Below are 25,504 nucleotides of genomic sequence, written 5' to 3'. Positions count from 1 at the left end.
TTCAAGAGTCTTCAAAAAGGTTTATATTAACGTTTTCTTTTCAGGAATTTAGTAATACATAAAGGAATGGCGAAGGTTCTCAATTGAATGATCTTCGCCATTTAAAAATTTCTATCGTATGAATTAGCCACCGATAACCATGAACGCGATAACTACGCCGATGATAGGAATCGCCTCAACTAACGCAACCCCGATGAACATTGTAGTTTGAAGCATACCGCGAGCTTCTGGCTGACGGGCAATACCTTCAACTGTTCTAGACACGATAAGACCGTTACCGATACCAGCACCTAGTGCTGCTAAACCGATTGCAATTGCTGCTGCTAAAAGACCCATTATTAAGTTCCTCCTTAAAATTGTATAAAAATATATTATTTATAATGGTTTGTTCATAAAATGAACAGTATATATTAATGGTCTGCGCTCACTTTGTGAGACAAGTAAACCATTGTTAACATGGTAAAAATGAATGCCTGGATGGCACCAATAAAGACTGAGAATCCTTGCCATGCAAGAGTTGGAATAATGGCCGCAAGGTGACCGCCTACGCCAGTAGCCAAGCTTCCAGCTAGTAGTCCAAGCAGGATTTCCCCTGCGTAGATGTTCCCGTAAAGACGCAAGCCAAGTGTTAAGGTATTGGCAAACTCTTCAATGATTTTCAATGGGAATAAGAACCACATTGGCTGTACAAAGGTTTTACCATAATGGCCAAACCCGTGCATTTTAATTCCATAATAATGTGAAAGTCCAACAACCATTGTCGCTAATGTTAATGTTACGACAGGGTCAGCTGTAGGTGATTTCCACCATAGTTGATCATTTATTACTACTGAGAACGGAAGTCCTAGAAAGTTAGAAATGGCAATATACATAATTAATGTAATACCTAGAATGTGGAATCTTCCGCCTGTTTTCCAGTCCATCGTACTATTGATAATATTTTTAACAAAATCCATGATCCACTCGAAAAAGTTCTGCATTCCTGTTGGCTTCATGGCTAAACGACGGGTGGAAAGTACTGCGATGATGAAGACAATGAGACTTGCAACTGTAATCATCAGTACGTTAGCTAAGTTAAATGTTAACCCCATAAAGTCATATAAAGGAGCTTCGTGATGCATTAGTGTTTCACCTCTCTTCCCCACTATTTATGTAAATGAAAAGATTGAAAAAAATAATCTATCATAATGACAATATAGGATGTCATTAATCCAACAACCACACTTATCAGATGGATTTTCTCGGGATATTCCAAGGCAACCATCACTGCCAGAACAGCAGAAGCCATCCTAGTAATCATTCCAAGCGACCGCACCTTTGTCCCATTGACAATCGCTTCTCCAAATCGCTCTGTTCTTCTAACTAAAAGCCACAGATTAAATAAACTTAAAGCAGTACCCAATAGAAGCCCAAGGAAGACAGATTGGTAATCAGTAAACCCCCAGCCAAGCACATAAACAGACAACAGAAGAAACATATATTTTCGCTGTCGTTTATATATTCCGCTTAATTCAGACATTTTGTTTATTCTCCTGTGAAAAAGTGCTGGATTAGGCGAAGCATCGCATAAACCCCAGCCGATAGCCCCATTAATAAACCTATGATTAAAAATAGCGGTTCGGTACCTGCCGCCCTATCAAGCCATCTTCCAATGAAAATGCCGATTAAGACAGATCCGACTAATTGTGATAGAATAGCGGACATCAAGCCCATCGCTTGAAAGGGGCTGCGGTTTTTCTGACGCATTGAAACGCATCCTCTCTTTGCTGCTAAGAGAATGTTTTTAGCGGGTTTTTCGAGGTTATGCCAGCGAAATTCATCACTTGCTTACAAGAAAATCACTGCAAAATATTTAAGAAAACCCTATAGGTTTATACCCTTTGTAAGCATACAATAGTGATTTGTCAATGTCAATGCGTTTATAGTGAAAAAGCTCACTAACAAATCCGCTAGAATTTGGTATGTTCACATTTTAGTCACAATTTCATTTTTCTATAATAAAAAAAAAGCGAGGTGCAGTTTCCTCGCCTTTTTCTATTACTTCCTTAGTCTTTCAGGACTTGATTCCTCAAGGACTTCTCCGTTGGGCTGGACTATCAGATAGGTTTCAATAGAATCCTCCTGTCCGGCCTTTTTCGCAAACACTTTCATAATATATACACCAGGCTTTGGCAGCTGGCTGCTTTTGATCTCTTTCATTACCTGCCCTTTGCTGACGTTTCTTTTCCAATCGAGAAATTGGATAAAGCGAAGGCTGTCACTATCAAATACGGCTATGCCAAATTCCTCTGCTCCCCCCGGCAGATATACCTCATAGCGGTAGGTTTCCTGGGAGTCCCCTTTCCCCAAGCCAAATCCCATAACCCTTGGATAATCGGGTTCTTCAAGGACATATAAATATGGAATCCTTACCTGCTGGGGTCCTGCATGTAAAATAATGGCGCCGTCATAGATCTTTTTTTCCAAAAGCTTTGGTTCAACGGACAGTTTGATTTCAACCCGCTTCTTTTCCCCTGGCTTTAAATAGAATGATAAAGGAAACTTCCAGGACAGCCCGTTTTCCGCGCGTGGAATAGTAAAGGAAAATTGCTGCGGCACCTCGCCGGTGTTTTCAACCGTGACAAAACCGCTGTGTTCATGCATCCGATCAGCAATTTGAAATTTGCCAAATTGCAGGGATGCTGGCATTGCCAGTACATTGGTTTTTAGGGCTTTTTCAATTTGTATCCTTCCTGCCCCCTGCTCAAATGCCCGATACGGTTCCCCTCTGCGATTATCAAGCGATACCGCTGTATTCATCAAAGCAGCCTTCACTTTTTCCGGTCCCCAGTCGGGATGCGCCTGTTTAATAAGGGCACAAGCACCTGCTACATGCGGGGCTGCCATGCTCGTTCCCTGAAGGGGCAAATATCCTCCTGGCACGGTGCTATTAATAGCCACACCTGGCGCTAATACATCAGGTTTTATTTCCCAAGTAGAAGTGACCGGTCCGCGTGAACTGAAATCAGCAAGGATGTCTTTTTCCTCATGAATTTCCGTTCGGACAAGCAGCTTTCCTTTTGTTATTTTCTTTTTTATCTCTTCGCCTTTTTCCTTTGAAATAGCGGAAACGGGGATAGAAACATCCGCCTCTAAGTTACCAAAGAACGTTCCTTTTGTATTATTGAAAATAATAGCCGCCACTGCACCGGCTTTGCTGGCATTGACCGCCTTCTCTGTAAAGCTTAGTTCCCCTCTTTCCAGAAGAACAATTTTTCCGTCTGCATCCGTTAATTCCTCTGGCTTGCCAAGGCCTGCATACACCATCTCGTAGGAGCGATTAAAGTCCCAGTCTTTAGAACCATGCAATGGTTCTAGCCGAAGCCTGAGTCCTCCTGCATCAATATAAGGAATTTCCATAGTCGGGGTTGAGGCACCGACAGATATGGCTTTTGAAGCAGTCCCCGGTGAGCCGACCGTCCAGCTGTTTGGTCCCGAATTGCCTGATGAGGTTACTGCTATAACCCCTTTTTCGACAGCCTTATTAAGTGCCAGGCTAATCGGCAGGTCTGGACCATTGACATTATTGCCGAGCGATAAATTCACAATATCTACATTGTCTTTGATTGCCTGATCGATAGCGGCAATGACCTGCTCTGTGGTTCCGCTTCCCCCTGGGCCAAGAGCCCGATAAGCCAGGATTGTTGCTTCCGGCGCCACGCCTTTTATTTTCCCGTTTGCTGCAATAATCCCTGCAACATGGGTGCCGTGCAGGGTCGGCGCTCCTTGGGCAGCAAGTGTCTCCATGGGATCCTGATCATTGTCTACTAAATCATAGCCGCCCGCATAGTTATTTTTTAGATCCGGGTGGGTATAATCGATCCCAGTGTCAATCACACCGATTCTTACCCCTTTGCCAGTCAGCCTTCTATTTTGACCATCAAAAATTCCTCTTACCTCTTCAGCACCAATCACTTTATTGCTTTCTTCTGCATGAACCGTATAAGTATGGACAGGAGAGACATGTGAAGAGCCCACAATGGCAGAAAGCTGATTGATATCTGCCTGTTTTCCTTTTACCGAAAAACCGTTTAACGCATACTTGTAAATATGCCTTAGCTCCACATCAGGCACCGATCCAACCAGCCTTCTAATCTCCTGTTCACTTTTTTCCTGATCTAAAACAATAATCTGTACTTTTTCAGCATCAGGAGATTCCTTAGGAATAGGAGGGTGATTCAGCGTATGAGCGTAACTCGTGGAATGAAAAAAGAAAAAGAGGAAAATCGAAATAATGGCCAGCAGCTTCTTCATGAAAATCACCCTTTTTTCAAATAGGGTTTTCCTCACAAGCGGGAAATATACAGCCTTTTACTGCTTTAAAGCAGTGGGGGTCAGGCCCCCACCATGTTAACGCGTTAAACCACCGGGGGTCAGGCCCCCGCTCCTTTAAAGCGCTAAACAAGCAAAAAACTGGCCGCGCGGGCCAGTTTTTCTGTTTTATTTTGTTCCGAATAGACGGTCTCCTGCGTCACCAAGGCCTGGAACAATATAGCCGTGGTCATTGAGCTTTTCGTCTAATGCCGCAATGTAGATGTCAACATCAGGGTGAGCTTCTTGTAAAGCGCTGACCCCTTCCGGAGCTGCCACTAGGCACATGAATTTAATATGCTTGGCTCCGCGCTTTTTCAAAGCATTAATAGCTTCGACAGCAGAACCTCCAGTAGCAAGCATAGGATCCACAACGATAAAGTCTCTTTCCTCTACATCACTAGGAAGCTTTATGTAATACTCAACAGGCTTTAATGTTTCCGGATCACGATATAAACCGATATGGCCGACTTTTGCAGCAGGGATCAGCTTAATAATTCCGTCTACCATGCCAATGCCCGCACGAAGAATAGGGATTACACCGATCTTTTTCCCTGATAAAACTTTTGCTGTCATCGAGCTTAGCGGTGTTTCAATTTCAACATCCTCTAAGGTCATATCTCTTGTAATTTCGAATGCCATTAGCGTTGCCACTTCGTCAACCAGTTCACGGAACTCCTTTGTTCCTGTATCTTTACTGCGGATATATGTAAGCTTATGCTGAATCAGTGGATGGTCAAACACATACACCTTTGCCATGTAAATCTCTCCTTTCTTGAATGAGGAAGAAGTTGCTTAAACGCAAAAATCTTCATACTTCGACATTTCTTTCTAACTGCACCCCGTCAATTTTACAGAAAAAGCGTTTTCGGAGCAACCACGAAAATGCGCGATTTGCTAGTTCCAGCTCCTGCTTTTAAAAATGTTAAAGAATTGCCATACTCTTTGCAGTCGATATTATTCCCTTGGATTGGATTTTTAAAGATGAAGCTGCAAATTAATCGCAGGTATTTCGCGGTTTGAACCCCCGAAAAAAACCCGGCTCTCATTGTTCGGAGAGCCGGGTCTATTCATAACGCAACGATTACTTTTCTGGATAAAGAGTAAATTGGCTTGTTAAAGCGATAACACGCTGTCTGGCTTCTTCAAGCTTCGCTTCATCTTCATAGTTCTTCAATGTAAATGCGATAATTGAAGCAATCTCTTCCATTTCCTTTAGACCGAATCCGCGGGATGTAACGGCAGCTGTACCAACACGGATACCGCTTGTTACAAACGGACTTTCAGTTTCAAATGGAATCGTATTTTTATTAACAGTAATGCCGACTTCATCAAGTACCTTTTCTGCCACTTTACCTGTTAAGCCAAGTGAACGGACATCTAAAAGAAGCAAGTGGTTGTCTGTTCCGCCGGAAACTAAGTTAATTCCTTCTTGCTGCAGACTTTCAGCAAGCTGCTTTGCATTGGCAACAATGTTTTGCGCATACTGCTTGAAATCGTCCTGAAGCGCTTCTCCAAATGCTACTGCTTTAGCAGCGATGACATGCATAAGCGGACCGCCTTGGATTCCTGGGAAAATAGACTTGTCAATTTGCTTGGCATACTTTTCTTTGCAAAGGATCATACCTCCGCGTGGACCTCTTAGCGTCTTATGCGTAGTGGTCGTAACAAAATCTGCATATGGTACTGGGTTTGGATGAAGACCAGCAGCCACTAAACCAGCAATATGGGCCATGTCAACCATCAAGTAAGCGCCAACCTCATCAGCGATTTCCCAGAAACGTTTGAAATCAATTTCACGAGGATATGCACTGGCACCAGCCACAATTAACTTTGGTTTATGCTCGCGGGCTTTTTCTAATACGACATTATAGTCGATTTGATGTGACTTTTCGTCAACACCGTACTCAACAAAGTTGTACTGGATTCCACTGAAGTTAACCGGGCTTCCGTGTGTTAAGTGTCCGCCATGGGAAAGGTTCATACCAAGAACCGTATCGCCCTGCTGCAGGATGGTGAAATACACAGCCATATTTGCCTGTGCACCAGAGTGCGGCTGCACGTTCGCATGTTCGGCTCCAAAAATTTGCTTGGCACGGTCACGGGCTAGGTTTTCTACAACATCGACATGCTCACAGCCGCCGTAGTAGCGTTTTCCTGGATAACCTTCAGCGTATTTGTTTGTTAAAACAGATCCTTGAGCTTCCATCACTGCTTCACTGACAAAGTTTTCTGATGCAATTAATTCAATTTTGGTTCTTTGGCGCTCTAACTCATCTTGAATCGATTTGAAAACTTGCTCATCTTGCTGTGCTAAATGTTTCATATGTAATCCTCCCCTTTATAAAACTATTATTAATAGAAGAAAATACGACTCTATTTTGAAAATTCTCTTTCATATTATCATGTTTTAATGTTTAAAAGAAGTAGATTTTAGCAGAGTGCGGAAAGGGTGACCAAGCTCTAGGCGCAAACCTTTAAAAAGCGCGCCTTTTTTCTATCGGCACGCTTCGTTTTCTTGCTTGCGTTCATATACTGCTCTTACACCGCCAATTAGCTTTGGACGCACTTTTGCCATGGTTACATGTGCCTCACCAATATTTTTCTGCGATGTTCTGATCGGCACAGCTACATGCTTTAAATGCATGCCGATAAAAGTATCACCAATATCGATTCCGGCATCAGCTTTAATATGTTCTACAACAACCGGGTCGGTAAAATGGTTAAAAGCATAGGTAGCCATCGAACCGCCTGCATTTCTCACAGGGATTACACTTACCTCATCCAGCCGATTCTCTTCGGCCGTTTTTCGCTCAATCACAAGGGCGCGATTTAAATGTTCACAGCATTGGAAAGCCAGTGATGCCCCCGTTGATTCGCTAAATTTTTTCAGACGGGCAAAAAGCATTTCCGCGACTTCCTCCGAACCAGCAGTTCCAATTTTCTTACCAATCACTTCACTTGTGCTGCACCCTATCACAAGGATGCTTTTTTCTGTTAATGGCACCTGTTCAGAAAACTCACTGATCAATTGGTCAAACTGACTTCCCCAGGTTTCAATCGATTCTGTCAAAAAAGCTCACCCCTTTGGAAAAACTATTTGTTCTCGTAAGCTGTAATCTTGCCTACGCGTTTTTCATGACGTCCGCCTTCAAATTCTGTTGTCAGCCATACCTTGGCAATTTCTCTTGCCAGTCCTGGTCCAATGACACGCTCACCCATGGCCAGCATATTGCTGTCATTATGCTCCCGTGTAGCTTTTGCACTGAATACATCATGAACAAGAGCACAGCGGATCCCTTTCACCTTGTTGGCTGAAATTGACATGCCAATGCCTGTCCCGCAAATTAAAATGCCTCTATCAAATTCCCCGTTTGCTACCTTTTCTGCAACCGGCAGTGCGTAATCCGGGTAATCAACAGAGGTATTGCATTCACAGCCAAAATCCTCAAATTCAATGCCCATTTCAGTCATTAAACTTTTGATCTCTTCCCGAATATTTACACCGCCATGATCTGAAGCAATTGCTACTTTCATTTGATAATCCTCCTGTAAAAAGCAAACTTTAAGTCCTGCTTTTATTTTGACACAAAGCGTTAATTTTATAAAGGGAGTTCACCTGCTCGCGCAAGTTATCCGCTCAATCGTTAAGCGGACCTCTTTTTGCAAAAGCTATATTAAATTTGGCCGTTGATTTCCGCCCCAATCAACTAAGCGGTTAAAACTTAAGCTTTAACACAGTCTTTTTAAAAAAATAAGGCCCTGCATTTATCGCACAGGGCCCTGCTCTACTATATATGGAATCGAGTTATCGTATTTTTCAGGTTTTCTGCTTGTTCTTTTAATTGTTTCGCTAGATTCTCCACGTTAGTCATCACGGCTGTCTGCTGGTCAGTAGCGGTTGCAACTTCTTGAGCGCCAGCGGAGGTTTCTTCAGCAATGGCGGCAACCTCCTGTGATTGCATGGACGTCTGCTGGATGCTGTCCATCTGGCGGTCTACTAAATGAGTAATCGTTGAAACCGATTCAGCCATTTCATTGACTGTTTTTGTCATTTCTTCAATGACAACATTAGTTTCTGTACCCTTTTTCGCCTCTTTATTTGCCGTTTCAACCTGATCTGTAATTTGCTGCACTACATTTTGAACCTCATCTTGAATATTGGCAATCAGCTCGGATATTCCTTGAACCGCTTTGGCACTTTCGTCAGCAAGCTTTCTTACTTCCTCTGCTACCACAGCAAATCCCTTTCCATGGTCGCCGGCACGGGCAGCTTCAATAGAAGCATTTAAGGCAAGAAGATTTGTCTGGGCAGCCATATCGCCAACTAATTGAATAATCTGCTCAACCTTTGCTGCATTTTCTTCCAATCGTCTGACTGTTTGTAAGGATTGCTGATTTTCGTCTGCTAGGTGTTCAATGCCTGACACAAGCGAATGAATAATTTTTTTCGAATCGAAAAGGTCTTGAACCATTTCCTTTGATACCGATTCGGATGCTTTTGCCTTTTCCTGAACTTCCCTGGCGATGCTGATCACATCCTCGACAGATTCTGCTGTAGCTTGGATGGAGTAGGCGGAATTATCGGCGCCTACAGAAATTTCATTAATCGTTCTTGCGATAGAATCCGCCTGTTCAGCAGCGATTGTGGATTCTCTGGAAATCTCGAGAACGCGCTCATTTGTTTCTTTGAAGTTTGTATCGATTTGCAGCACCATTTCTCTCAAACTTGAAAGCATATGATTGAAAGCAAGGCCAAGAGACCTGATCTCATCATCTGTTTTTGGCAGTTCCGCATCTTCGCGGATATCGCCGTTTGCTGCCTTTAAAGCGACTTTTTCCAGCTTATGCAGCGGTTTGGTGATGAAGCCCGCAGCAAAATAGGCAAGGATGCCTGACCAGATGATTCCTAAGCTGAGGGTAAAAATATTAAACATCCCTTCGCTGACCGGAACAGAGTCTTTAATGATTGGATATAAGAAGTAAATAACAAGCATGCTCGTGGAGTATGTAATTAAAGCTAAAATGGTTGTAAAAATAACAAGCTTCTTTTTTAAGCCAAATTTGTACCGCTGTCTCTCTTCCATTACGCTCCCCCTGAATCTTCGCCTTTCAGCTTATGTATGATTTCTGTAATGAGACTGTGAATTTCTGTATACGTTTCCCGATAAACTTCAATCGGCCCGCCAAATGGATCAGAAATGTCCCCATCCGCCTCTTTGCCGGCAAATTCCTTTAAAGTAAATGTTTTATCAGCTGCATGCGGAAACATGCGGATCACGGACTCCTTATGTCCGTTGGTCATGGTGAAAATATAGTTTGTCCAGTTAATTAATTCGTCCGTTAACATTGATGACCTGTGGTCCGACTCAATCCCTTGCTCTTTTAAAACATCAATTGTATTTCGCGATGCGGCACTTCCATCCTGGGCAAATACTCCTGCCGACCTTACTTCTAGCCCCTGTATCCCCATTTCTCTCAATATGGCTTCAGCCATTGGGCTCCGGCACGTATTGCCTGTACAAACAAATAAAATGCGAGTCATAGCTGCGCCCTCCTTTCCACCCATTATAATCCAAAATCCCCATATTCCATAGCAGTGAATTAAGAAAATTTAATGAAATAAAAAAAGGACCTGCCCCAGATCCCTTTATCGCATCAACGCACTGGGGGCCTGACCCCCGGCGCTTTAAAGCGTTAACCCATTGGGGGTCAGGCCCCCAGTGCTTTAAAGTGCTAAATTCCTTCATTTATTTATCCAAGAAGCAGCTTAATTCCGAAAGCGAGGAGGATGCTGCCCCCGAAGGCTTCACTGTAAGAACCAAGCCAACTTTGGACTTTTCGGCCAACGAGAAGTCCTATCCACGTAAGGACGGTAGCGGTTATGCCGAAGCACATGAGCACTAATACTGTTTTTGCTCCATAGATTCCGAGGGTCAAGCTGACGGAAAAGCTATCTAGGCTGACGCTGAAGCCAAAAAAGACTAATCCCCAGCCAAAAGGAGCGATCAATGTCTCTTTATCCTTTTTTAAACCCGAAAAAACCATTTGAACCCCAAGTATTAATAGCAGTCCGCCGCCTATATAACTGGCGATGGCACCAAATTGTTCGGAAATAAATCTTCCCACAAAAATTCCTAGTAAAGGCATCCAAACGTGAAATAATCCGATCGTAATGCCGATTTTAAAAATTTGCCTAAGGCGGAGCCTAAACATGCCCATGCCTAATCCAACCGAAAAGGCATCCATGGCTAAGGCAAATGCCATTATCGTAAGTGTAATTACTTCCCCTATTATGTCTGCCATCATTTCTCCCCCTTGGACTTGCTAATTCAGCATATGCACGTCCAAAAGGATTTAGAAGAAAAAAAACAGGCGTACATTCCTCAACCCTGCGGGGAAGCTCCTTCACTATTTCACCGCGGTAAACTGCTGGGGGTCAGGCCCCCATTGCTGTGATGCGGTAACTCGCTGGGGGTCAGGCCCCCGGCATTGTAAAGCGTTAAAGCGCCGGGGGACTGGCCCCCGACGCTTTAATGTGCTAAATTCCCGCTCCATTATTCTCTACATGTCAATTATCATTCACCTTTTATCACCCGGTGTCCGGCTGCTTTCATGAGCCGGTTCATGATGGCATGGCCTACGCCTTCTGCCGGGAACATTTCGCTGTAGATGATGTCTGCTTGAGTGTTGTTAAATTTCCTTAATGTATCATATAAAGAGGCTGCAACTGTCGGCAGTTCACTGCGCCTGCCGCAGGCGATGATATAATCTGCCTGATAGAAGTTTACGTTTTCCTCGGTTGTCAGCACTCCAACCTTTAAGCCCTCTTTTCGTTTATCATCGACAAGCTGCTGAATGAATGCTCTGGGACCGTCGACCAAATGCAGCGGTGCATCTGGTGCATAATGGCGGTATTTCATTCCAGGCGAAATCGGTGCTTGGCTTTGGTCGGTAAGGCCAACATCAACCTTGACTTGTCCCACCACTTCTTCAAGCTGCTCTTTCGTTACACCGCCCGGCCGTAATATGATCGGAACCTCTCCCGTGCAGTCCAACACCGTTGATTCCACACCCACACCCGTCGGCCCGCCATCCACAATACCGGCGATCCGGCCATTTAGGTCGTTCATGACGTGCTCGGCGGTTGTAGGACTTGGTTTTCCCGAACGATTGGCGCTTGGTGCTGCAATCGGAAGCCCTGCTGCTTTAATCAGTGCCAGTGCAACAGGATGTCCAGGCATTCTGACTGCCACTGTGGATAACCCTGCTGTTGCATTATTTGAAAGTTTCCCTTCTTTTCTGTTAAAAATAAGCGTAAGCGGTCCCGGCCAAAATGCACTCATTAATATCTTTGCCTTTTCCGGCACCTGTTCTACAAAGTCCTCTAGCTGCTGTTCTTCAGCAATGTGGATAATCAGTGGATTATCATTCGGCCTGCCCTTGGCAGCAAAGATTTTTTCTGAAGCCTCATCATTTTCTGCATTTCCGCCCAGTCCATAAACGGTTTCAGTCGGGAATGCAACCAGTTCATTATTTTTCAAAAGATCCGCAGCCTGTGTAATTTGTGGATAACCCTCTAGTCCATCCACAGATTTATCCACGGACCAGCTTTTTGTTTCCATGCAAATCCACCTTCATTTATCACGTTAACAAACTAAAAGAATCTCCTATATTTCCCGTGATTTTATATGTTAATTACTTTTGAAAGTATAAAAGAAGATGGAGGATAACTCAAGTATTATCCACAAATTGTGGATAGTTATTATGTTTTTGTGAATAACTTTGGCATGTTACCCACATTTTACATTGATAATTTTAAAAAGAAGGAGTTGTCCACAGTTAAAATGTGTGTAACATGATCGGACTTATGCAGTTCTTCAGGAAGATTTCCCTTCTCTTCCTCTCGAAACCCTAATAGGCGAAAAAATTGCATAGAGTTCTTTTTATTGGATGCAAGATAGAGTGTTTTAATCCCTTTATCTTTGGCTAAAAGAAAGGCCTGTTCAAAAAGAATAAATAAATCCTGCTCACTAGCATTTGCTTGTGGATCCATAGCAAGCGAGCGAAGCAGCCCTATTTTTCCTAGCGGCTCAATGCCGAGTGTGGCTATTATTTTTCCGTTGCCATTTTCCAAGATAATAAAATAATCCAGCATTTCCCCAATTCCGTCCGTGTTCAAATTGGCTTTTCCCAAAAACTCTTCCAAACTTGCCAGATCCTCTCCGCCTGCACATCTTATTAACGCCTTCATTAGGGTTCCACCTCTTTTTTCATTGTTACTCTATTAATATGAGGAAAAAGGATAAGTAGAACCATTTTAAATGATAGAATTAAAAAAAGAGACCTTACCCTTCCCAGGCAAGACCCCTTAACCAAATATCTTCTGCCAAAGTTCCACTAAGAAAAATTTCACTTTAACCGGCTCTTCATCTTCTTCAGCATATACCGGAGGATGTTCTTTATCTTCTTTAGATTGTTTTTCCTCTACTTTTTTATCATTATCATCAAATCCATCGCTTACTGCTGTTCCACTTGAAAAGTCAAGAAAGCATAATGGCGGGAACAATACACACCACCAATTAGCTCCTTTCCCTTCTCCTAGAGTAATCAGAATCGCTTCATATTCACCTGCAGGGTATAAAAATTGTCCGTAAAGCTTTGTTGGAAATTTGACCTTGCCAAACTCTACATTCACTGACTGTGTGGACCCTTCTCCCCTTACGACTTCTTCTGCGATTTTTTGAATCTCAGGAAGTCTTGACTGCATTAGCTGTCTTGCTTCGTCAAGCGATGTTAGCTCAGCTACCCAGTCCGTAATTTTTTCATTGACTGCATCTCTGACCATACGCTTAATAATCTGATCTTTTTCCCTATCACTATTTGCTAGAATCCGCAGCCGAATCGCTTCATTCGGGATAACCATTGGCTCATCAGCCACCGCTTCTGTTTTTGGTATATATAAACTTAACATTGTACCTAAGCATAAGATAATTAAATATAGTTTCACTGCTGTATTTGTTTTCATTCTCTGCCACCGCCCCTTCACAATCCATTGTGGACAAAGAAGAAAAATCTTAAACTAGCAAAAGCAAAAATCTAGCAATTTCATTTTTCTAGGCAAAAAAAATCAGCTTATGGACTTCCCCCTAAGCTGATTTAAACTTATGCTAAAATTTTAACCCAATCTTAAAACCCAACCTCAGCAAATACCATACGGTCCTTGCCATTAATATCATGAACAATATCAACTTTCCCCTGAGGGAAAGCCTGTTTAAGCAGACTGGCTACAGCTTCACTCTGTCCAGTCCCCACCTCAAATCCGACTAATCCTTGAGGTCTCAGCACCTTCGGCAGCTGCCGTGCCATTTTTTTATACATATCCAGCCCATCTATTCCAGCAAAAAGAGCACGGTGCGGTTCATAGCCTGTGACCACTTCCGACATCCATTCTTTATCCCCTTCTGGTATATACGGCGGATTTGAAATCACCATATCAAGCTTTTTGCCTTTATCAATAAACGGCTGCAGGAGGTCCCCCTGTATAAAGGAAATTTCTGCACCAAGTTCTCTGGCGTTCTCCTCTGCCAGTCTCAATGTCGGTTCATAAATATCTGTCGCCGTCATCTTTAAGCCCGGTTTTTCAAGCTTCAAAGTAATCGCAATCGCTCCGCTCCCCGTCCCAATATCCACAGCATCAAGATCGTTACGGCCAAACAGCTGATCCATCCGCTGCAATAGGCCATAAACGAGTTCCTCCGTTTCCGGACGAGGAATCAAAACATCCTCATTTACCTTGAAGCTGCGGCCATAAAAATACTCGTGCCCTATCAGATATTGAACCGGCCTGCCTTTTGCATGGAGATGAACAGCCGCTTGGAAAGCCTCCAGGGCTGCAGGATCTACCTCTTCCCTTAGGTTAGCCAGCAGCTTAGAGCGATCCATCTTTACAAAATGCCTTAATAAGAGCTCTCCCGCATTTGCATCACGATTTTTCTCTTTTAAAAAAGAAGAAGCCCAGTTGAGGGCTTCAAATGCTTTCATCGTTTGCTTACTCATTAGATGCACTTTCAAGCTTGGCAGATTGTTCTTCAAGAATCAAAGCGTCGATTACTTCATCTAACTTTCCTTGAAGAATCTGATCAAGCTTTTGAATCGTTAAGCCGATGCGGTGATCCGTTACACGGTTTTGCGGGAAGTTATATGTGCGAATCCGTTCGGAACGGTCTCCTGTACCTACTGCTGATTTACGCGCCAGATCATATTCCGCTTGAGCCTCCTGCTGGAATTTATCATAGACACGGGCACGCAGTACCTTCATCGCCTTTTCTTTATTCTTAATTTGCGATTTTTCATCCTGACATGAAACGACGGTCCCAGTCGGTATATGTGTTAAACGGACAGCCGACATCGTTGTATTTACACTTTGTCCTCCAGGTCCGCTTGAAGCAAAGGTGTCCACACGGATATCTTTTTCATGTATATCGACCTCTACTTCTTCCGCCTCTGGAAGCACAGCTACCGTTGCCGTAGACGTATGAATACGGCCGCCAGATTCCGTCTCAGGCACACGCTGAACACGATGGGCGCCGTTTTCAAATTTCAATTTAGAATAAGCGCCATTACCATTCACTATGCAGATAATTTCCTTGTAGCCGCCGACTCCTGTTGTATGGGCTTCAATGACTTCTACCTTCCAGCCCTGCGACTCAGCAAAGCGGCTGTACATACGGTATAAATCACCGGCAAAAAGAGCCGCCTCATCACCGCCCGCTGCACCGCGGATTTCCATAATAACGTTTTTATCATCATTCGGGTCTTTAGGAACAAGGAGAATTTTTAGACGGGCCTGAAGCTCCTCTACTTTTCCTCCAAGCTCATCAAGCTCTTCCTTAACCATTTCGCGCATTTCCGGATCCAGCTTTTCTTCAAGCATGGCCTTTGCATCCTGATACTGCTCGTGAATATCTTTATATTCGCGATACGTTTCAACGGTGTCTTGTATATCAGATTGTTCTTTTGAATATTCGCGAAGCTTTTTCGGATCATTAACGATATCCGGATCACTTAAAAGCTCATTTAATCTTTCGTAGCGTTCCTCAACAGATTGAAGACGATCAAACAAAACAGTTCACCTCAATTTTTCCACGATACCTTCGGACTATTATTTCCGCGAAGGATCTATTAAATACGTTATATTATGCAAAAAATCTTTATCAGTCTTAAACATAATAATTATAGTATAGCGAACAAGATCCAGTCAAAAACTTTCGTGACGAACCACCTGATAAGCTCAGCTTGATTTATATTTTATCGAGGAAACTGCCTGGATCGGCTGTTCCTTATTAGACACATAGCTGTGCAGCACCATGCCGGCAACAACCAGCAGAATGCCTATCCATGACATGGCCGAAGGGATTGGCGCTGATAAAAGAACCAATTCACCCAATACCGCAAAAAGAACTTCAAATGACTGCGTGGCTTCAACAGCAGCCAGCCGCTTCATATCTCCTTTAACCAAATCAGTGGCCATAAAGAACAAGACGGTGGCAATAACGCCAGAAAAAAGTGCCACTAATAAAGATTGTAGGGTTTGCCCAGCACTTGGCAGCCCAACCGTTGCCACACCATACAGCGAGAGCAGAAGCCATAGCGGCAGGCTTGCAATCGTCATTCCAAGCACCCTTTGAAAGGCATCAAGGCGGTCACCGCAAAGGTCCATCATTTTCCTGTTCCCTAACGGATAGGCAAAGGAAGCGACAATGATGGGAAGGACGCCAAAAATAATAGCCTTTGCGGGCAGATTGGTGGCCTGATCCAATTGCATTAGAGCAATCCCAGCCAGAATAATTCCAGACATCATGAGGCCCAATAATGGGATTTCTCCTCTAACCTTCAGCGGACCATCAGCTGTTTGTTTGACCACGAAAAAGATCGGCGCCAGCAGCGAACCGGATATTATTGTTATCTGCCATGTTCCGGCAATGAGCCAGCCTGGGCCATATGCGGCAGCAAAGCTAAGGGGAGCATAAAAAAAGCCAAAGCCAATCGTGCTCCAAAGAAGCCAGCTCCCAGGGTTCTTTTTCATTTCGGTAAAAAGCGGCTTAAGATTCCGTCTGCCTAAAACAAGCAGAAAAAGAAATGGAATCATAAATATGTACCTTAAGGAAGCGCTCCAAATCCAGCTGCCGCCCGACAGCTCCATCGAGCGGTTTAAAACAAACGTAAAGGCAAAAAAGAATGATGCCAAGATACCAATGATAATCGGTTTCACATGTCTCTCTCCAATTGAAGGAATATTATGTAAAATTAATCATAACAAATTTAGTTCTTCTTTTGTTTATTTTTTAAAGAAAAAAAGACTGTCACAGGGACAGTCTCGTTACGTACGATCTTCTTGAATTTTCACTCTGACATGGTAGCGCGGAAATGCTTGTATTAGCTTTTTGCGGAGCTCTGCCGCTGCCTCGTTACGGTCGCGGTCAGTCAGCCTTCCCTTTTTATAAGCCGTAACCCAAAGGTCATCGCCATTGATCCAGACGGAATCTGCACGGTAGTTGCCTGTATCGTTCACTACCTTTGTCGCTTTTTCAATTACTGCGTGCTGGTCGACCCGGCCGCCGTCTGTATTAGGGAGATTCGGGTTTTGATCGCTCATCTGCCAGCCTCTCGTATTGTCCATTTGACGATTCAAGGTGTTGGACATATAGGAAGTATTGTCTCTGATATCATTATCACCGGTCAAATTTTCCCCGCCCTGATTATTATTCGCACAGCCGGCAGCAAAAACAAAAAGTAAGATAAAAAGGGCTCCAAGTTTTTTCATCAAATCCACCTCCTTCTCATAGCATGTCCGCTATTTCAAAGGACGTTACTGGCCAAAATAAGGCAACTTTACTAGTGTTACTGCTCTGCTGCCTTAAAGAACGCGATATACCCCTCACCGCAGTCAACATTGAATAATGCCAAATAAAAAAACCATCTGATGCATCAGACAGTTTTTTAGTAATTACTTAGGATTCGTATGCCGGTGTCTCTTGATTCTCCAGCAGGACAGGAGATTTTGGCACTTCATGATGATGGCGGCAGCGTGGCTCATACGCTTCAGAGGCACCCACTAAAATGATGGGATCATCGTATGATGCCGGTTCTCCGTTAATTAGCCTTTGAGTTCGGCTAGCTGGAGATCCGCATACTGCACAAACGGCCTGAAGCTTTGATACCAATTCCGCAATCGCCATGATTTCTGGCATTGGCCCAAAAGGTTCGCCGCGAAAATCCTGATCAAGCCCTGCTGCAATGACCCGATAGCCACTGTTGGCAAGATGCTGGATTACCTTGACAATTTCTGTGTCGAAAAACTGAACCTCATCAATCGCAACGACATCGACATCAGGATGAATATGATTAAAAATTTCACTTGATTTGGAGATGGGTATGGCTGTAAAGGCCGTACCATTATGGGAAACAACAGCTTCGTCGCTGTAGCGGTTATCGATTTGCGGTTTAAAGACAACAATTTGCTGTTTAGCAAATTGTGCCCTGCGCACACGGCGGATCAGTTCTTCGGATTTACCGGAAAACATACTTCCGCATATCACCTCAACCCATCCATGGTGATTCATAACATACATAGAAGGTTTCTTCCCCCTTTATTAGAAAAGCGCAATGCTTCTAGCGCTAAATGACAATTTTCTTTTCAAAATAAAAACAGGCAAGAAAAAGCGCTTGCCTGTTTTGGTTTTTATTATTGTTGCTTAAGACCGTATTTTTTATTGAAGCGGTCAACGCGTCCGCCAGCTTCAGCGAATTTTTGACGGCCAGTATAAAATGGATGGCATTCTGAACAAGTTTCAACGCGGATTTCTTCTTTGATAGAGCCTGTTTCAAACTCGTTTCCGCATGCACATTTCACCATTGCTTTTTTATAATTAGGATGAATTCCTGCTTTCATTCTTTTCATCTCCTTTTCGCCCTGAATCATTCTGAGACAGAGTTATATTAAAGGCAAATCATTGAATTGCCCTATTTCCAAAAGCGCATGGAACTATTATAACAAGGCATATCCCATTTTGCAATATTTGATTTCCCTTTTAAACAGAAGGAATTTTTGCCAGCTAGCTTATGAGCGCTTTGCCTTCATTTCTTCTAAAAGATTGGCGAAAAACTCTTCATTTGATTTTGTCTGTCGAAGCTTGCGCAAAAACTTCTCAGCAAAATCAGGTGAATCCGTCATCGACTTTCTGATGGCCCATAAGGTATCAAGATGATCTTTCTGAATAAGAAGCTCTTCTTTCCTTGTGCCTGAACGGCGAATATCGATGGCCGGGAAAATCCTGCGTTCAGCCAGCGCACGGTCAAGGTGGAGCTCCATATTACCAGTTCCTTTGAATTCCTCGTAAATGACGTCATCCATACGTGAACCGGTCTCTACAAGGGCTGTTGCCAAAATCGTTAAGCTTCCGCCCTCTTCGATATTACGCGCTGCACCAAAGAACCTCTTTGGACGATGAAAAGCAGCTGGATCAATCCCTCCAGATAGAGTCCTTCCGCTTGGCGGAATCACTAGATTGTAAGCTCGCGCTAAACGTGTGATGCTATCCATTAAAATAACAACATCCCGCTTATGCTCAACTAAACGCATCGCTCTCTCTAATACAAGTTCTGCCACCTTTATATGGTTTTCTGGGACTTCATCAAAAGTCGAGCTGACAACATCGCCATTGACAGATCGTTCAATGTCCGTTACTTCTTCCGGACGCTCATCAATCAGCAAAACAATTAATTCTACTTCCGGATGATTGGTTGTTACACTATTTGCAATTTCCTTTAATAGCATAGTTTTACCTGCTTTTGGCGGGGCAACAATGAGTCCGCGCTGGCCAAAGCCAACAGGTGCAATAATATCCATAATTCGGGTGGATATATGCTTTGGTGTTGTCTCAAGCTTCATCTGTGCATCTGGATATAATGGGGTTAAACCTGGGAAGTGGACACGTTCCTTAGCCGTTTCAGGGTCGTCGCCATTGACTGCTTCAACCTGCAAAAGTCCAAAATAGCGCTCGTTTTCTTTTGGAGGACGAACCTTGCCGGATACCTTATCTCCATTCCTTAAGTCAAAACGGCGAATTTGCGATGCGGATATATAGATATCCTCTGAACTTGGCGAATAATTGATTGGACGTAAAAAACCAAAGCCTTCAGACTGAATTATTTCAAGGACGCCTTCCATAAAGAAATAGCCTTCTTTTTCAGCCCTTGCTTTTAAAATAGCAAAGATTAGTTCCTTTTTTGTTAATTTGCTGTAATAAGAAACTTTATATTCACGTGCAAGCTCATAGAGCTCTTTTAATTTCATATTTTCAAGACTCGAAATATTTAATCCCATATTGACACCACACTTTTGAATTTTCACTCTTCTCCCCTAATAAGAAAATAACACCAATAGATAATTAATATAGAAAAGGGAATGAATGTTAGAGGTAATTGAATTTCTATTTATATCGGCTCGAGGATGATCCATTAGAAGCTTTCTTACTGTAACTGAATGGTAATTTCCAGTGGTCTTCCATTTATAATCTATTAAAACATTCTTTATTTTACTCCTATATAGGTGTTTAAATCAACTCTAATTTTTACAGAGAAAGGGCGATAGGAAAATATAAAGAGGATGGTCTGACTGTTTAAGCCAGACCTATTGTTTTCTATTTATCCTCTATGAAACATATTTCAGCCTATTCAATAAAGAAGAAAATATTATCCAATTACTAGATTTGGCTTTTTCTTTAAGCTGTGACGGCCATCAATAAAGCGGACTGTTCCTGATTTTGCCCTCATAACTACTGAGTGGGTAGATCCGTGTGAGCCTTTGAATTGAACGCCGCGCAATAATTCACCATCAGTTACCCCTGTTGCTGCAAAAATGGCGTCATCACCTTTTACCAGGTCTTCCATTAACAATACTTTATTAACATCAATACCCATTTTTATGCAGCGTTCCACTTCTGTATCGTTTTGAGGAACAAGCTTGCCTTGAATTTCTCCGCCTAAGCACTTAAGAGCCACTGCAGAGATGACCCCTTCTGGTGCTCCTCCTGATCCAAATAATATATCAACACCTGTATGGTCAAAGGCTGTATTGATTGCTCCAGCGACATCTCCGTCATTAATCAATTTAATTCTCGCTCCCGCTTCGCGAAGCTGGGCAATTATGTGTGCGTGTCGCGGACGGTCAAGTACGGTTGCTACAATATCTTCGACGTCTTTATTTTTCGCCCGTGCCACTGCCTTAATATTATCTAGCACTGATGCATTAATATCTATTTGGCCTACTGCTTCTGGCCCAACAGCGATTTTCTCCATATACATGTCAGGTGCATGAAGCAGATTGCCATGATCGGCAATAGCAAGTACGGCTAAGGCATTCCAGCCGCCTGATGCAACGATATTTGTTCCTTCAAGCGGATCCACAGCTACATCCACGCGCGGTCCATAGCCTGTTCCCAGCTTTTCTCCAATATAAAGCATTGGCGCTTCATCCATTTCTCCTTCGCCAATCACGACCGTGCCTTTCATCGGTACGGTATCAAAAACGTTTCTCATTGCTGTTGTTGCTGCATCATCCGCTTCATTCTTCTTGCCGCGGCCCATCCAGCGGGCTGAGGCTAAGGCTGCAGCTTCTGTTACACGGACAAGCTCCATTGTTAGACTGCGTTCCATCCTAAATTCTTCCCCCTCTGATTTACAAACCATAGTTATTAAACATTTTTCATTTGCTCTAGTTCTTCTTTTGTTAATTGTTCACGCCAGACAGTAGCACCCAGACCGTTTAATTTTTCAACGAGATGACTGTATCCCCTGTCAATATGTTCAAGGCCCGTAATTTCTGTTACGCCCTCAGCCATTAGACCGGCAATAAATAAAGCTGCGCCTGCACGAAGATCGCTTGCCTTCACTTTGGCCCCCTGAAGCTTAACAGGTCCGTGAATAATAGCCGAACGGCCTTCAACTTTAATATTTGCATTCATTCTTCTTAGCTCATCAATATGTTTAAAACGGGCACCATAGATGGTATCAGTTACCATGCTGGAACCTTCCGCACTAGTGAGCAGAGAGGTGAATGGCTGCTGAAGATCTGTTGGGAATCCCGGGTATACAAGTGTTTTTATATCAACAGCCTTCATCCTGTCGGCCGGTTTAATAAACACTTGGTCATCGCCTGCTTCGATATAGGCACCCGTTTCCCTAAGCTTAGCAATCAGAGACTCCAGATGCTGGGGGATTACGTTATCAATCAGCATTCCCTCGCCTGCTGCAGCACCTAAAATCATATAGGTCCCTGCCTCAATTCTGTCAGGGATAATTGTGTGCTGGCAGCCATGAAGCTCGTCAACCCCGTCAATGCGGATGACATCGGTACCTGCGCCTTTTATTTTTGCCCCCATATTTGTTAACAATGTAGCAACATCAATAATCTCTGGTTCTTTTGCTGCATTTTCAATAACTGTTCGGCCTTTAGCTTTTACCGCAGCAAGCATGATGTTTATTGTTGCTCCGACACTGACAACATCAAGGTAAATACGGGCACCGATGAGTTCATCTGCACGAAGATAGATCGCGCCCTGCTCATTTGTCACCTTTGCGCCAAGGGCCTCAAATCCCTTAATATGCTGGTCAATCGGTCTTGGACCCAGATGACAGCCGCCTGGAAGCCCAATTACCGCTTTTTTAAACCGGCCAAGCATGGCACCCATTAAATAATAGGAAGCACGCAGTTTTTTTACTTTTCCGTTCGGCAAAGGCATGGAAATCATAGAAGTTGGGTCGACAATCATATCATTCTCAGTAAATTGGACAGTTCCCCCGAGTTCCTCAAGCAGTCCCTTTAAAATCTGAACATCCGAAATATCCGGCAATCCCTCAATAGTGACAGGTGAATCAGCGAGAATTGTTGCTGGTATTAAAGCTACTGCACTATTTTTTGCTCCGCTAATTCGAACAGTTCCTTTTAAAGGATAACCGCCTGCAATCATAAGCTTTTCCATTATTAGCTCCCTTCTAGCCGCTGTAAAAAAGTGCTGCACGTTTTGGAGATTAATCATATACAAGTCCGGGATAACAGTCTTGCTTATCCCGGCTCGTCCTATTGATACTATCACTCTATCCCATTTTCAGGGCCAATAAAACATTTTTCGCTAATTTTATTTTTCTCGGGAATTCCAGTCATTAAGAAATGCTTCAATTCCCTTATCAGTTAATGGATGTTTGAATAGTTGCATGATGACCTTATAAGGAACAGTTGCGATGTGAGCTCCTCTTAATGCCGCATCAGTCACATGCTGCGGATGTCTGATGGAAGCCGCGATGATTTCTGTCTTGATATCATGGATAGCAAAAATATCAGCAATCGTTGAAATAAGCTCAAGTCCATTATGCCCAATATCATCGAGTCTTCCAAGGAATGGAGAAACATATGTGGCACCAGCTCTTGCAGCTAAAAGAGCCTGGTTTGCACTGAAAATCAGTGTAACGTTTGTCTTAATACCAACTTGCGAAAAAGCATGAACCGCCTTAAGTCCATCAGGAGTCATTGGCACTTTAATCGTAATATTCGGTGCGATGGCAGCCAGTTCTTTTCCCTCTCTAATCATTCCCTCAGCATCAAGGGCAATCACCTCTGCACTTACAGAGCCGGAAACCAAGGAAGTAATTTCGCGAAGACGGTCTTCAAATGTAATATTTTTTTCTTTTGCGACCAAAGATGGGTTTGTCGTTACACCCGATAAAATGCCAAGTGAATACGCTTCTTTGATCTCTTCCATATTTGCAGTATCGATAAAAAATTTCAAGAATATTCCCTCCTTAATGAATTTTGCAAAAGGTGTTACAAATGCATGGAAACCGCCTCATGTTCAGAAGCGGTTTCCATGATAAGACATACCTTTTATGCTTTGCCTGAAGAGCCAAATTCACGCATTTTACCAATGACTGTCTCTTTAATAGCCTCTCTGGCAGGCCCTAAGTATTTGCGTGGATCATACATGTCGGGGTTAGCCGCCAGCACTTCGCGGACACGTTTGGCAGAAGCAATCTGGTTTTCAGTATTTACGTTTATTTTTGCCGTTCCTAGAGAAACAGCCTTTTGAATATCTTTTGTTGGGATTCCAGTACCACCATGAAGGACAAGAGGAACACCAGTAAGTTGGCCGATTTCCTCCATCTCAGCAAAGCCAAGATTTGGTTCACCTTTATATGGACCGTGTACAGAGCCTAAAGCAGGTGCTAAGCAATCAATTTTCGTACGCTTCACAAGCTCCTCGCATTCCTTTGGATCTGCATAAATGACGCCTTCGCCAATCACATCATCTTCCTGTCCGCCGACAGTGCCTAATTCGGCCTCTACAGATACACCTTTTGCATGAGCATACTCAACCACCTGAGAAGTAAGCTCAATATTTTCTTCAAATGGATGGTGTGACGCATCAATCATGACAGATGTGAAACCAGCATCGATAGCTTCTTTACATTTTTCGAAGCTTGAGCCATGGTCCAAATGAATAGCCACCGGAACTGTAATTTTATAATCTTCAAGCAATCCCTCGACGATTTTAACAACTGTTTTAAAACCGCCCATATAACGGCCGGCTCCTTCAGAAACACCAAGAATAACAGGGGATTTTTCTTCCTCTGCTGCTTGAAGAATTGCTTGTGTAAATTCAAGGTTATTTAAATTGAACTGACCTACAGCATAGCCTTCTGATTTTCCTTTGTTAAGCATATCGGTCATTGATACTAAAGGCATCTTACGTCCTCCTAACTATTCATCGTTTTACTTCAACAGGAAGGTATGTTTGTTTGCACATAAAAAAAATCATTTTTCTTCTATGAGTCTTTCCTTTGGTCCAATCAATTATGTACTTCCTGCCCAATTGGAACGATCTTGTTGAATTCATTTGTATCATACCAAATTGGAAAAAGAATTGCTATTATGCAGGACAATTTTTCAATTATGTTATACAGTTTAAAAAATTTTTCTTTATACTTTTGGTGCAGGAAGATATTTTTTCACAGCCGAACGGATATCATCAATATCAAATGGTTTGGCAAAGTGGGTTAATGCTCCTAAATCCTTTGCCTCCTGAATCATATCCAGCTCGCCATAGGCAGTCATTATAATAACACTGATCTCCTGGTCAATCTTTCTCATTCGTTTTAAAATTTCAATCCCGTCCATTCCGGGGATTTTCATATCAAGCAATACTAAATCCGGTGAATGGTTTGTTACAATATCAAGAGCCTGGATGCCGTTAGCAGCCTGGTATGTTTCGTACCCTTCTCTTTGCAACACTTCATTAAGCAAAATACGAATACCGAATTGATCATCAACGATTAAAATTTTCCCCTTCATCAAGCCACCTCTTCCTATTTAATTTAATTATCTGCAGTTCTGGCTCCTCTTTTTATTCCCATTCAATTTATTCGATTTTTCCGCTGTAAATTCCTGCCTTCCATATGAATTGGCAATCGTAATTTTTGTTTACTATAATTATATGCAGATAGTCGGCTTTACATAGGGAGGAGTTTATTTATGCTAAAAATGTTTTCAACCCAGCTTTCCGGCCTTTTTAACAGGATTCAAGAACATGAGGATTTTGCCATTGAGGATGGTGCCCGCCTTCTGGCCCAAGCAGCGGTCGGGGATGGAAAAATATATATTTATGCCAAAGAGGAAATGAAAGCCGTCGCCTTTGAAGCGGCAGAGAGCAGAGAGCCATTAAAAAACGCAGCCACCTGGCCTGATGGGCAGTCGTTGGATACTGTTTCTGATGTTGACCGATTTTTAATTGTGGCAAGAGATTCTGCAGACAAAGATGCCATTGCATTTGCCCATGGGCTGAAGGAAAGGGAAACTCCATTCGTTGCCATTTCAACGGTCAATGATGAAGGAAAAGGCTTAGACGGCCTAGCTGATGTTCATATCAACCTAAGGCTCACAAAGGGACTGCTCCCGGATGAGACAGGCAATCGCTTCGGCTTCCCATCATCCATGGCTGCACTGTTTGTCTACTACGGCATCAAATTCACCTTGGACGAGATCCTCAGCGAATATGAATAAAACAATTTAGTGCATTAAACAAATGGGGGACAGTCCCCC

At 43.1% G+C, this 25,504-nt stretch carries 28 protein-coding genes; 1 reads left to right on the top strand and 27 read right to left on the bottom strand.

Annotated elements, in window-relative coordinates; translation table 11 throughout:
• Positions 1-123: 123 nt before the first annotated feature.
• The 27 genes from atpE to AC1Q59_RS14610 all read right to left on the bottom strand — a co-directional run bounded on the left by atpE (position 124) and on the right by AC1Q59_RS14610 (position 24,760).
• Entirely contained in the window at positions 124-336 is a 213-nt protein-coding gene (gene atpE / locus AC1Q59_RS14740; protein ID WP_492366605.1) for a F0F1 ATP synthase subunit C, read from the bottom strand.
• 74 nt (positions 337-410) lie between these two features.
• Positions 411-1,121 (bottom strand): F0F1 ATP synthase subunit A, encoded by a 711-nt coding sequence (gene atpB / locus AC1Q59_RS14735; protein ID WP_492366604.1) that lies wholly within the window; start codon positions 1,119-1,121, stop codon positions 411-413.
• Between the two features lie 23 nt (positions 1,122-1,144).
• On the bottom strand, positions 1,145-1,519 hold the full coding sequence (locus AC1Q59_RS14730; protein ID WP_492366603.1) for an ATP synthase subunit I: 375 nt from the start codon (positions 1,517-1,519) through the stop codon (positions 1,145-1,147).
• Positions 1,520-1,524: 5 nt separating this feature from the next.
• Positions 1,525-1,746 carry an AtpZ/AtpI family protein gene (locus AC1Q59_RS14725; RefSeq protein ID WP_492366602.1) on the bottom strand — a complete coding sequence of 74 codons (222 nt, stop codon included), beginning with the start codon at positions 1,744-1,746 and terminating at the stop codon, positions 1,525-1,527.
• A 291-nt stretch (positions 1,747-2,037) separates the two neighbouring features.
• Positions 2,038-4,293: a S8 family serine peptidase gene (locus tag AC1Q59_RS14720; protein ID WP_492366601.1), complete on the bottom strand. Its 2,256-nt coding sequence runs from the start codon at positions 4,291-4,293 to the stop codon at positions 2,038-2,040.
• Between the two features lie 186 nt (positions 4,294-4,479).
• Entirely contained in the window at positions 4,480-5,109 is a 630-nt protein-coding gene (gene upp / locus AC1Q59_RS14715) for a uracil phosphoribosyltransferase (RefSeq protein ID WP_492366600.1), read from the bottom strand.
• Between the two features lie 325 nt (positions 5,110-5,434).
• Complete coding sequence (gene glyA / locus AC1Q59_RS14710) at positions 5,435-6,676, bottom strand: serine hydroxymethyltransferase (RefSeq protein ID WP_492366599.1); 1,242 nt, start codon at positions 6,674-6,676, stop codon at positions 5,435-5,437.
• 171 nt (positions 6,677-6,847) lie between these two features.
• On the bottom strand, positions 6,848-7,423 hold the full coding sequence (locus AC1Q59_RS14705; RefSeq protein ID WP_492366598.1) for a TIGR01440 family protein: 576 nt from the start codon (positions 7,421-7,423) through the stop codon (positions 6,848-6,850).
• 23 nt (positions 7,424-7,446) lie between these two features.
• A complete protein-coding gene (gene rpiB / locus AC1Q59_RS14700; protein ID WP_492366597.1) occupies positions 7,447-7,887 on the bottom strand; it encodes a ribose 5-phosphate isomerase B in 441 nt (146 codons plus the stop codon).
• Positions 7,888-8,141: 254 nt separating this feature from the next.
• Positions 8,142-9,437: a methyl-accepting chemotaxis protein gene (locus AC1Q59_RS14695; RefSeq protein WP_492366596.1), complete on the bottom strand. Its 1,296-nt coding sequence runs from the start codon at positions 9,435-9,437 to the stop codon at positions 8,142-8,144.
• Entirely contained in the window at positions 9,437-9,895 is a 459-nt protein-coding gene (locus tag AC1Q59_RS14690) for a low molecular weight protein arginine phosphatase (protein WP_492366595.1), read from the bottom strand. The genes AC1Q59_RS14695 and AC1Q59_RS14690 overlap by 1 nt, the downstream gene beginning before the upstream one ends.
• Positions 9,896-10,104: 209 nt before the next feature.
• Complete coding sequence (locus AC1Q59_RS14685; protein WP_492366661.1) at positions 10,105-10,656, bottom strand: manganese efflux pump MntP; 552 nt, start codon at positions 10,654-10,656, stop codon at positions 10,105-10,107.
• A gap of 272 nt (positions 10,657-10,928) precedes the next feature.
• The gene (locus AC1Q59_RS14680; protein ID WP_492366594.1) at positions 10,929-11,975 is read right to left on the bottom strand and encodes an L-threonylcarbamoyladenylate synthase; all 1,047 of its coding nucleotides are present in this window, start codon (positions 11,973-11,975) and stop codon (positions 10,929-10,931) included.
• Between the two features lie 179 nt (positions 11,976-12,154).
• Positions 12,155-12,604 (bottom strand): GNAT family N-acetyltransferase, encoded by a 450-nt coding sequence (locus AC1Q59_RS14675; RefSeq protein WP_492366593.1) that lies wholly within the window; start codon positions 12,602-12,604, stop codon positions 12,155-12,157.
• 117 nt (positions 12,605-12,721) lie between these two features.
• Positions 12,722-13,378 carry a stage II sporulation protein R gene (spoIIR, locus tag AC1Q59_RS14670; RefSeq protein WP_492366592.1) on the bottom strand — a complete coding sequence of 219 codons (657 nt, stop codon included), beginning with the start codon at positions 13,376-13,378 and terminating at the stop codon, positions 12,722-12,724.
• 161 nt (positions 13,379-13,539) lie between these two features.
• Positions 13,540-14,409 carry a peptide chain release factor N(5)-glutamine methyltransferase gene (gene prmC / locus AC1Q59_RS14665; RefSeq protein ID WP_492366591.1) on the bottom strand — a complete coding sequence of 290 codons (870 nt, stop codon included), beginning with the start codon at positions 14,407-14,409 and terminating at the stop codon, positions 13,540-13,542.
• Positions 14,402-15,475: a peptide chain release factor 1 gene (prfA, locus tag AC1Q59_RS14660; protein WP_492366590.1), complete on the bottom strand. Its 1,074-nt coding sequence runs from the start codon at positions 15,473-15,475 to the stop codon at positions 14,402-14,404. The genes prmC and prfA overlap by 8 nt, the downstream gene beginning before the upstream one ends.
• 168 nt (positions 15,476-15,643) lie before the next feature.
• Positions 15,644-16,624, bottom strand: a complete 981-nt coding sequence (locus AC1Q59_RS14655; RefSeq protein ID WP_492366589.1) for a DMT family transporter — start codon at positions 16,622-16,624, stop codon at positions 15,644-15,646.
• A 108-nt stretch (positions 16,625-16,732) separates the two neighbouring features.
• Positions 16,733-17,176 (bottom strand): hypothetical protein, encoded by a 444-nt coding sequence (locus AC1Q59_RS14650; RefSeq protein WP_492366588.1) that lies wholly within the window; start codon positions 17,174-17,176, stop codon positions 16,733-16,735.
• Between the two features lie 187 nt (positions 17,177-17,363).
• Positions 17,364-17,984, bottom strand: a complete 621-nt coding sequence (locus AC1Q59_RS14645) for a thymidine kinase (RefSeq protein WP_492366587.1) — start codon at positions 17,982-17,984, stop codon at positions 17,364-17,366.
• 113 nt (positions 17,985-18,097) lie between these two features.
• Positions 18,098-18,304 carry a 50S ribosomal protein L31 gene (rpmE, locus tag AC1Q59_RS14640; RefSeq protein ID WP_492366586.1) on the bottom strand — a complete coding sequence of 69 codons (207 nt, stop codon included), beginning with the start codon at positions 18,302-18,304 and terminating at the stop codon, positions 18,098-18,100.
• Positions 18,305-18,472: 168 nt separating this feature from the next.
• Positions 18,473-19,738, bottom strand: a complete 1,266-nt coding sequence (rho, locus tag AC1Q59_RS14635; protein WP_492366660.1) for a transcription termination factor Rho — start codon at positions 19,736-19,738, stop codon at positions 18,473-18,475.
• Positions 19,739-20,106: 368 nt separating this feature from the next.
• Complete coding sequence (gene glpX / locus AC1Q59_RS14630; RefSeq protein WP_492366585.1) at positions 20,107-21,069, bottom strand: class II fructose-bisphosphatase; 963 nt, start codon at positions 21,067-21,069, stop codon at positions 20,107-20,109.
• A gap of 38 nt (positions 21,070-21,107) precedes the next feature.
• Complete coding sequence (gene murA / locus AC1Q59_RS14625) at positions 21,108-22,394, bottom strand: UDP-N-acetylglucosamine 1-carboxyvinyltransferase (protein WP_492366584.1); 1,287 nt, start codon at positions 22,392-22,394, stop codon at positions 21,108-21,110.
• 156 nt (positions 22,395-22,550) lie between these two features.
• Positions 22,551-23,198 (bottom strand): fructose-6-phosphate aldolase, encoded by a 648-nt coding sequence (gene fsa, locus AC1Q59_RS14620; RefSeq protein WP_492366583.1) that lies wholly within the window; start codon positions 23,196-23,198, stop codon positions 22,551-22,553.
• A 95-nt stretch (positions 23,199-23,293) separates the two neighbouring features.
• Positions 23,294-24,151, bottom strand: coding sequence for a class II fructose-bisphosphate aldolase (locus tag AC1Q59_RS14615; RefSeq protein ID WP_492366582.1), 858 nt, complete (start codon positions 24,149-24,151; stop codon positions 23,294-23,296).
• A gap of 234 nt (positions 24,152-24,385) precedes the next feature.
• Complete coding sequence (locus AC1Q59_RS14610; protein ID WP_492366581.1) at positions 24,386-24,760, bottom strand: response regulator; 375 nt, start codon at positions 24,758-24,760, stop codon at positions 24,386-24,388.
• 177 nt (positions 24,761-24,937) lie between these two features.
• On the opposite strand from AC1Q59_RS14610, the gene AC1Q59_RS14605 reads away from it, so the two are divergent.
• The gene (locus AC1Q59_RS14605; protein ID WP_492366580.1) at positions 24,938-25,465 is read left to right on the top strand and encodes a DUF2529 domain-containing protein; all 528 of its coding nucleotides are present in this window, start codon (positions 24,938-24,940) and stop codon (positions 25,463-25,465) included.
• The last annotated feature ends 39 nt before the right edge of the window (positions 25,466-25,504 follow it).

The sequence above is a fragment of the Cytobacillus sp. MT66 genome (genome assembly GCF_058792595.1).
This window is presented reverse-complemented; position numbering and strand designations above follow the sequence as displayed.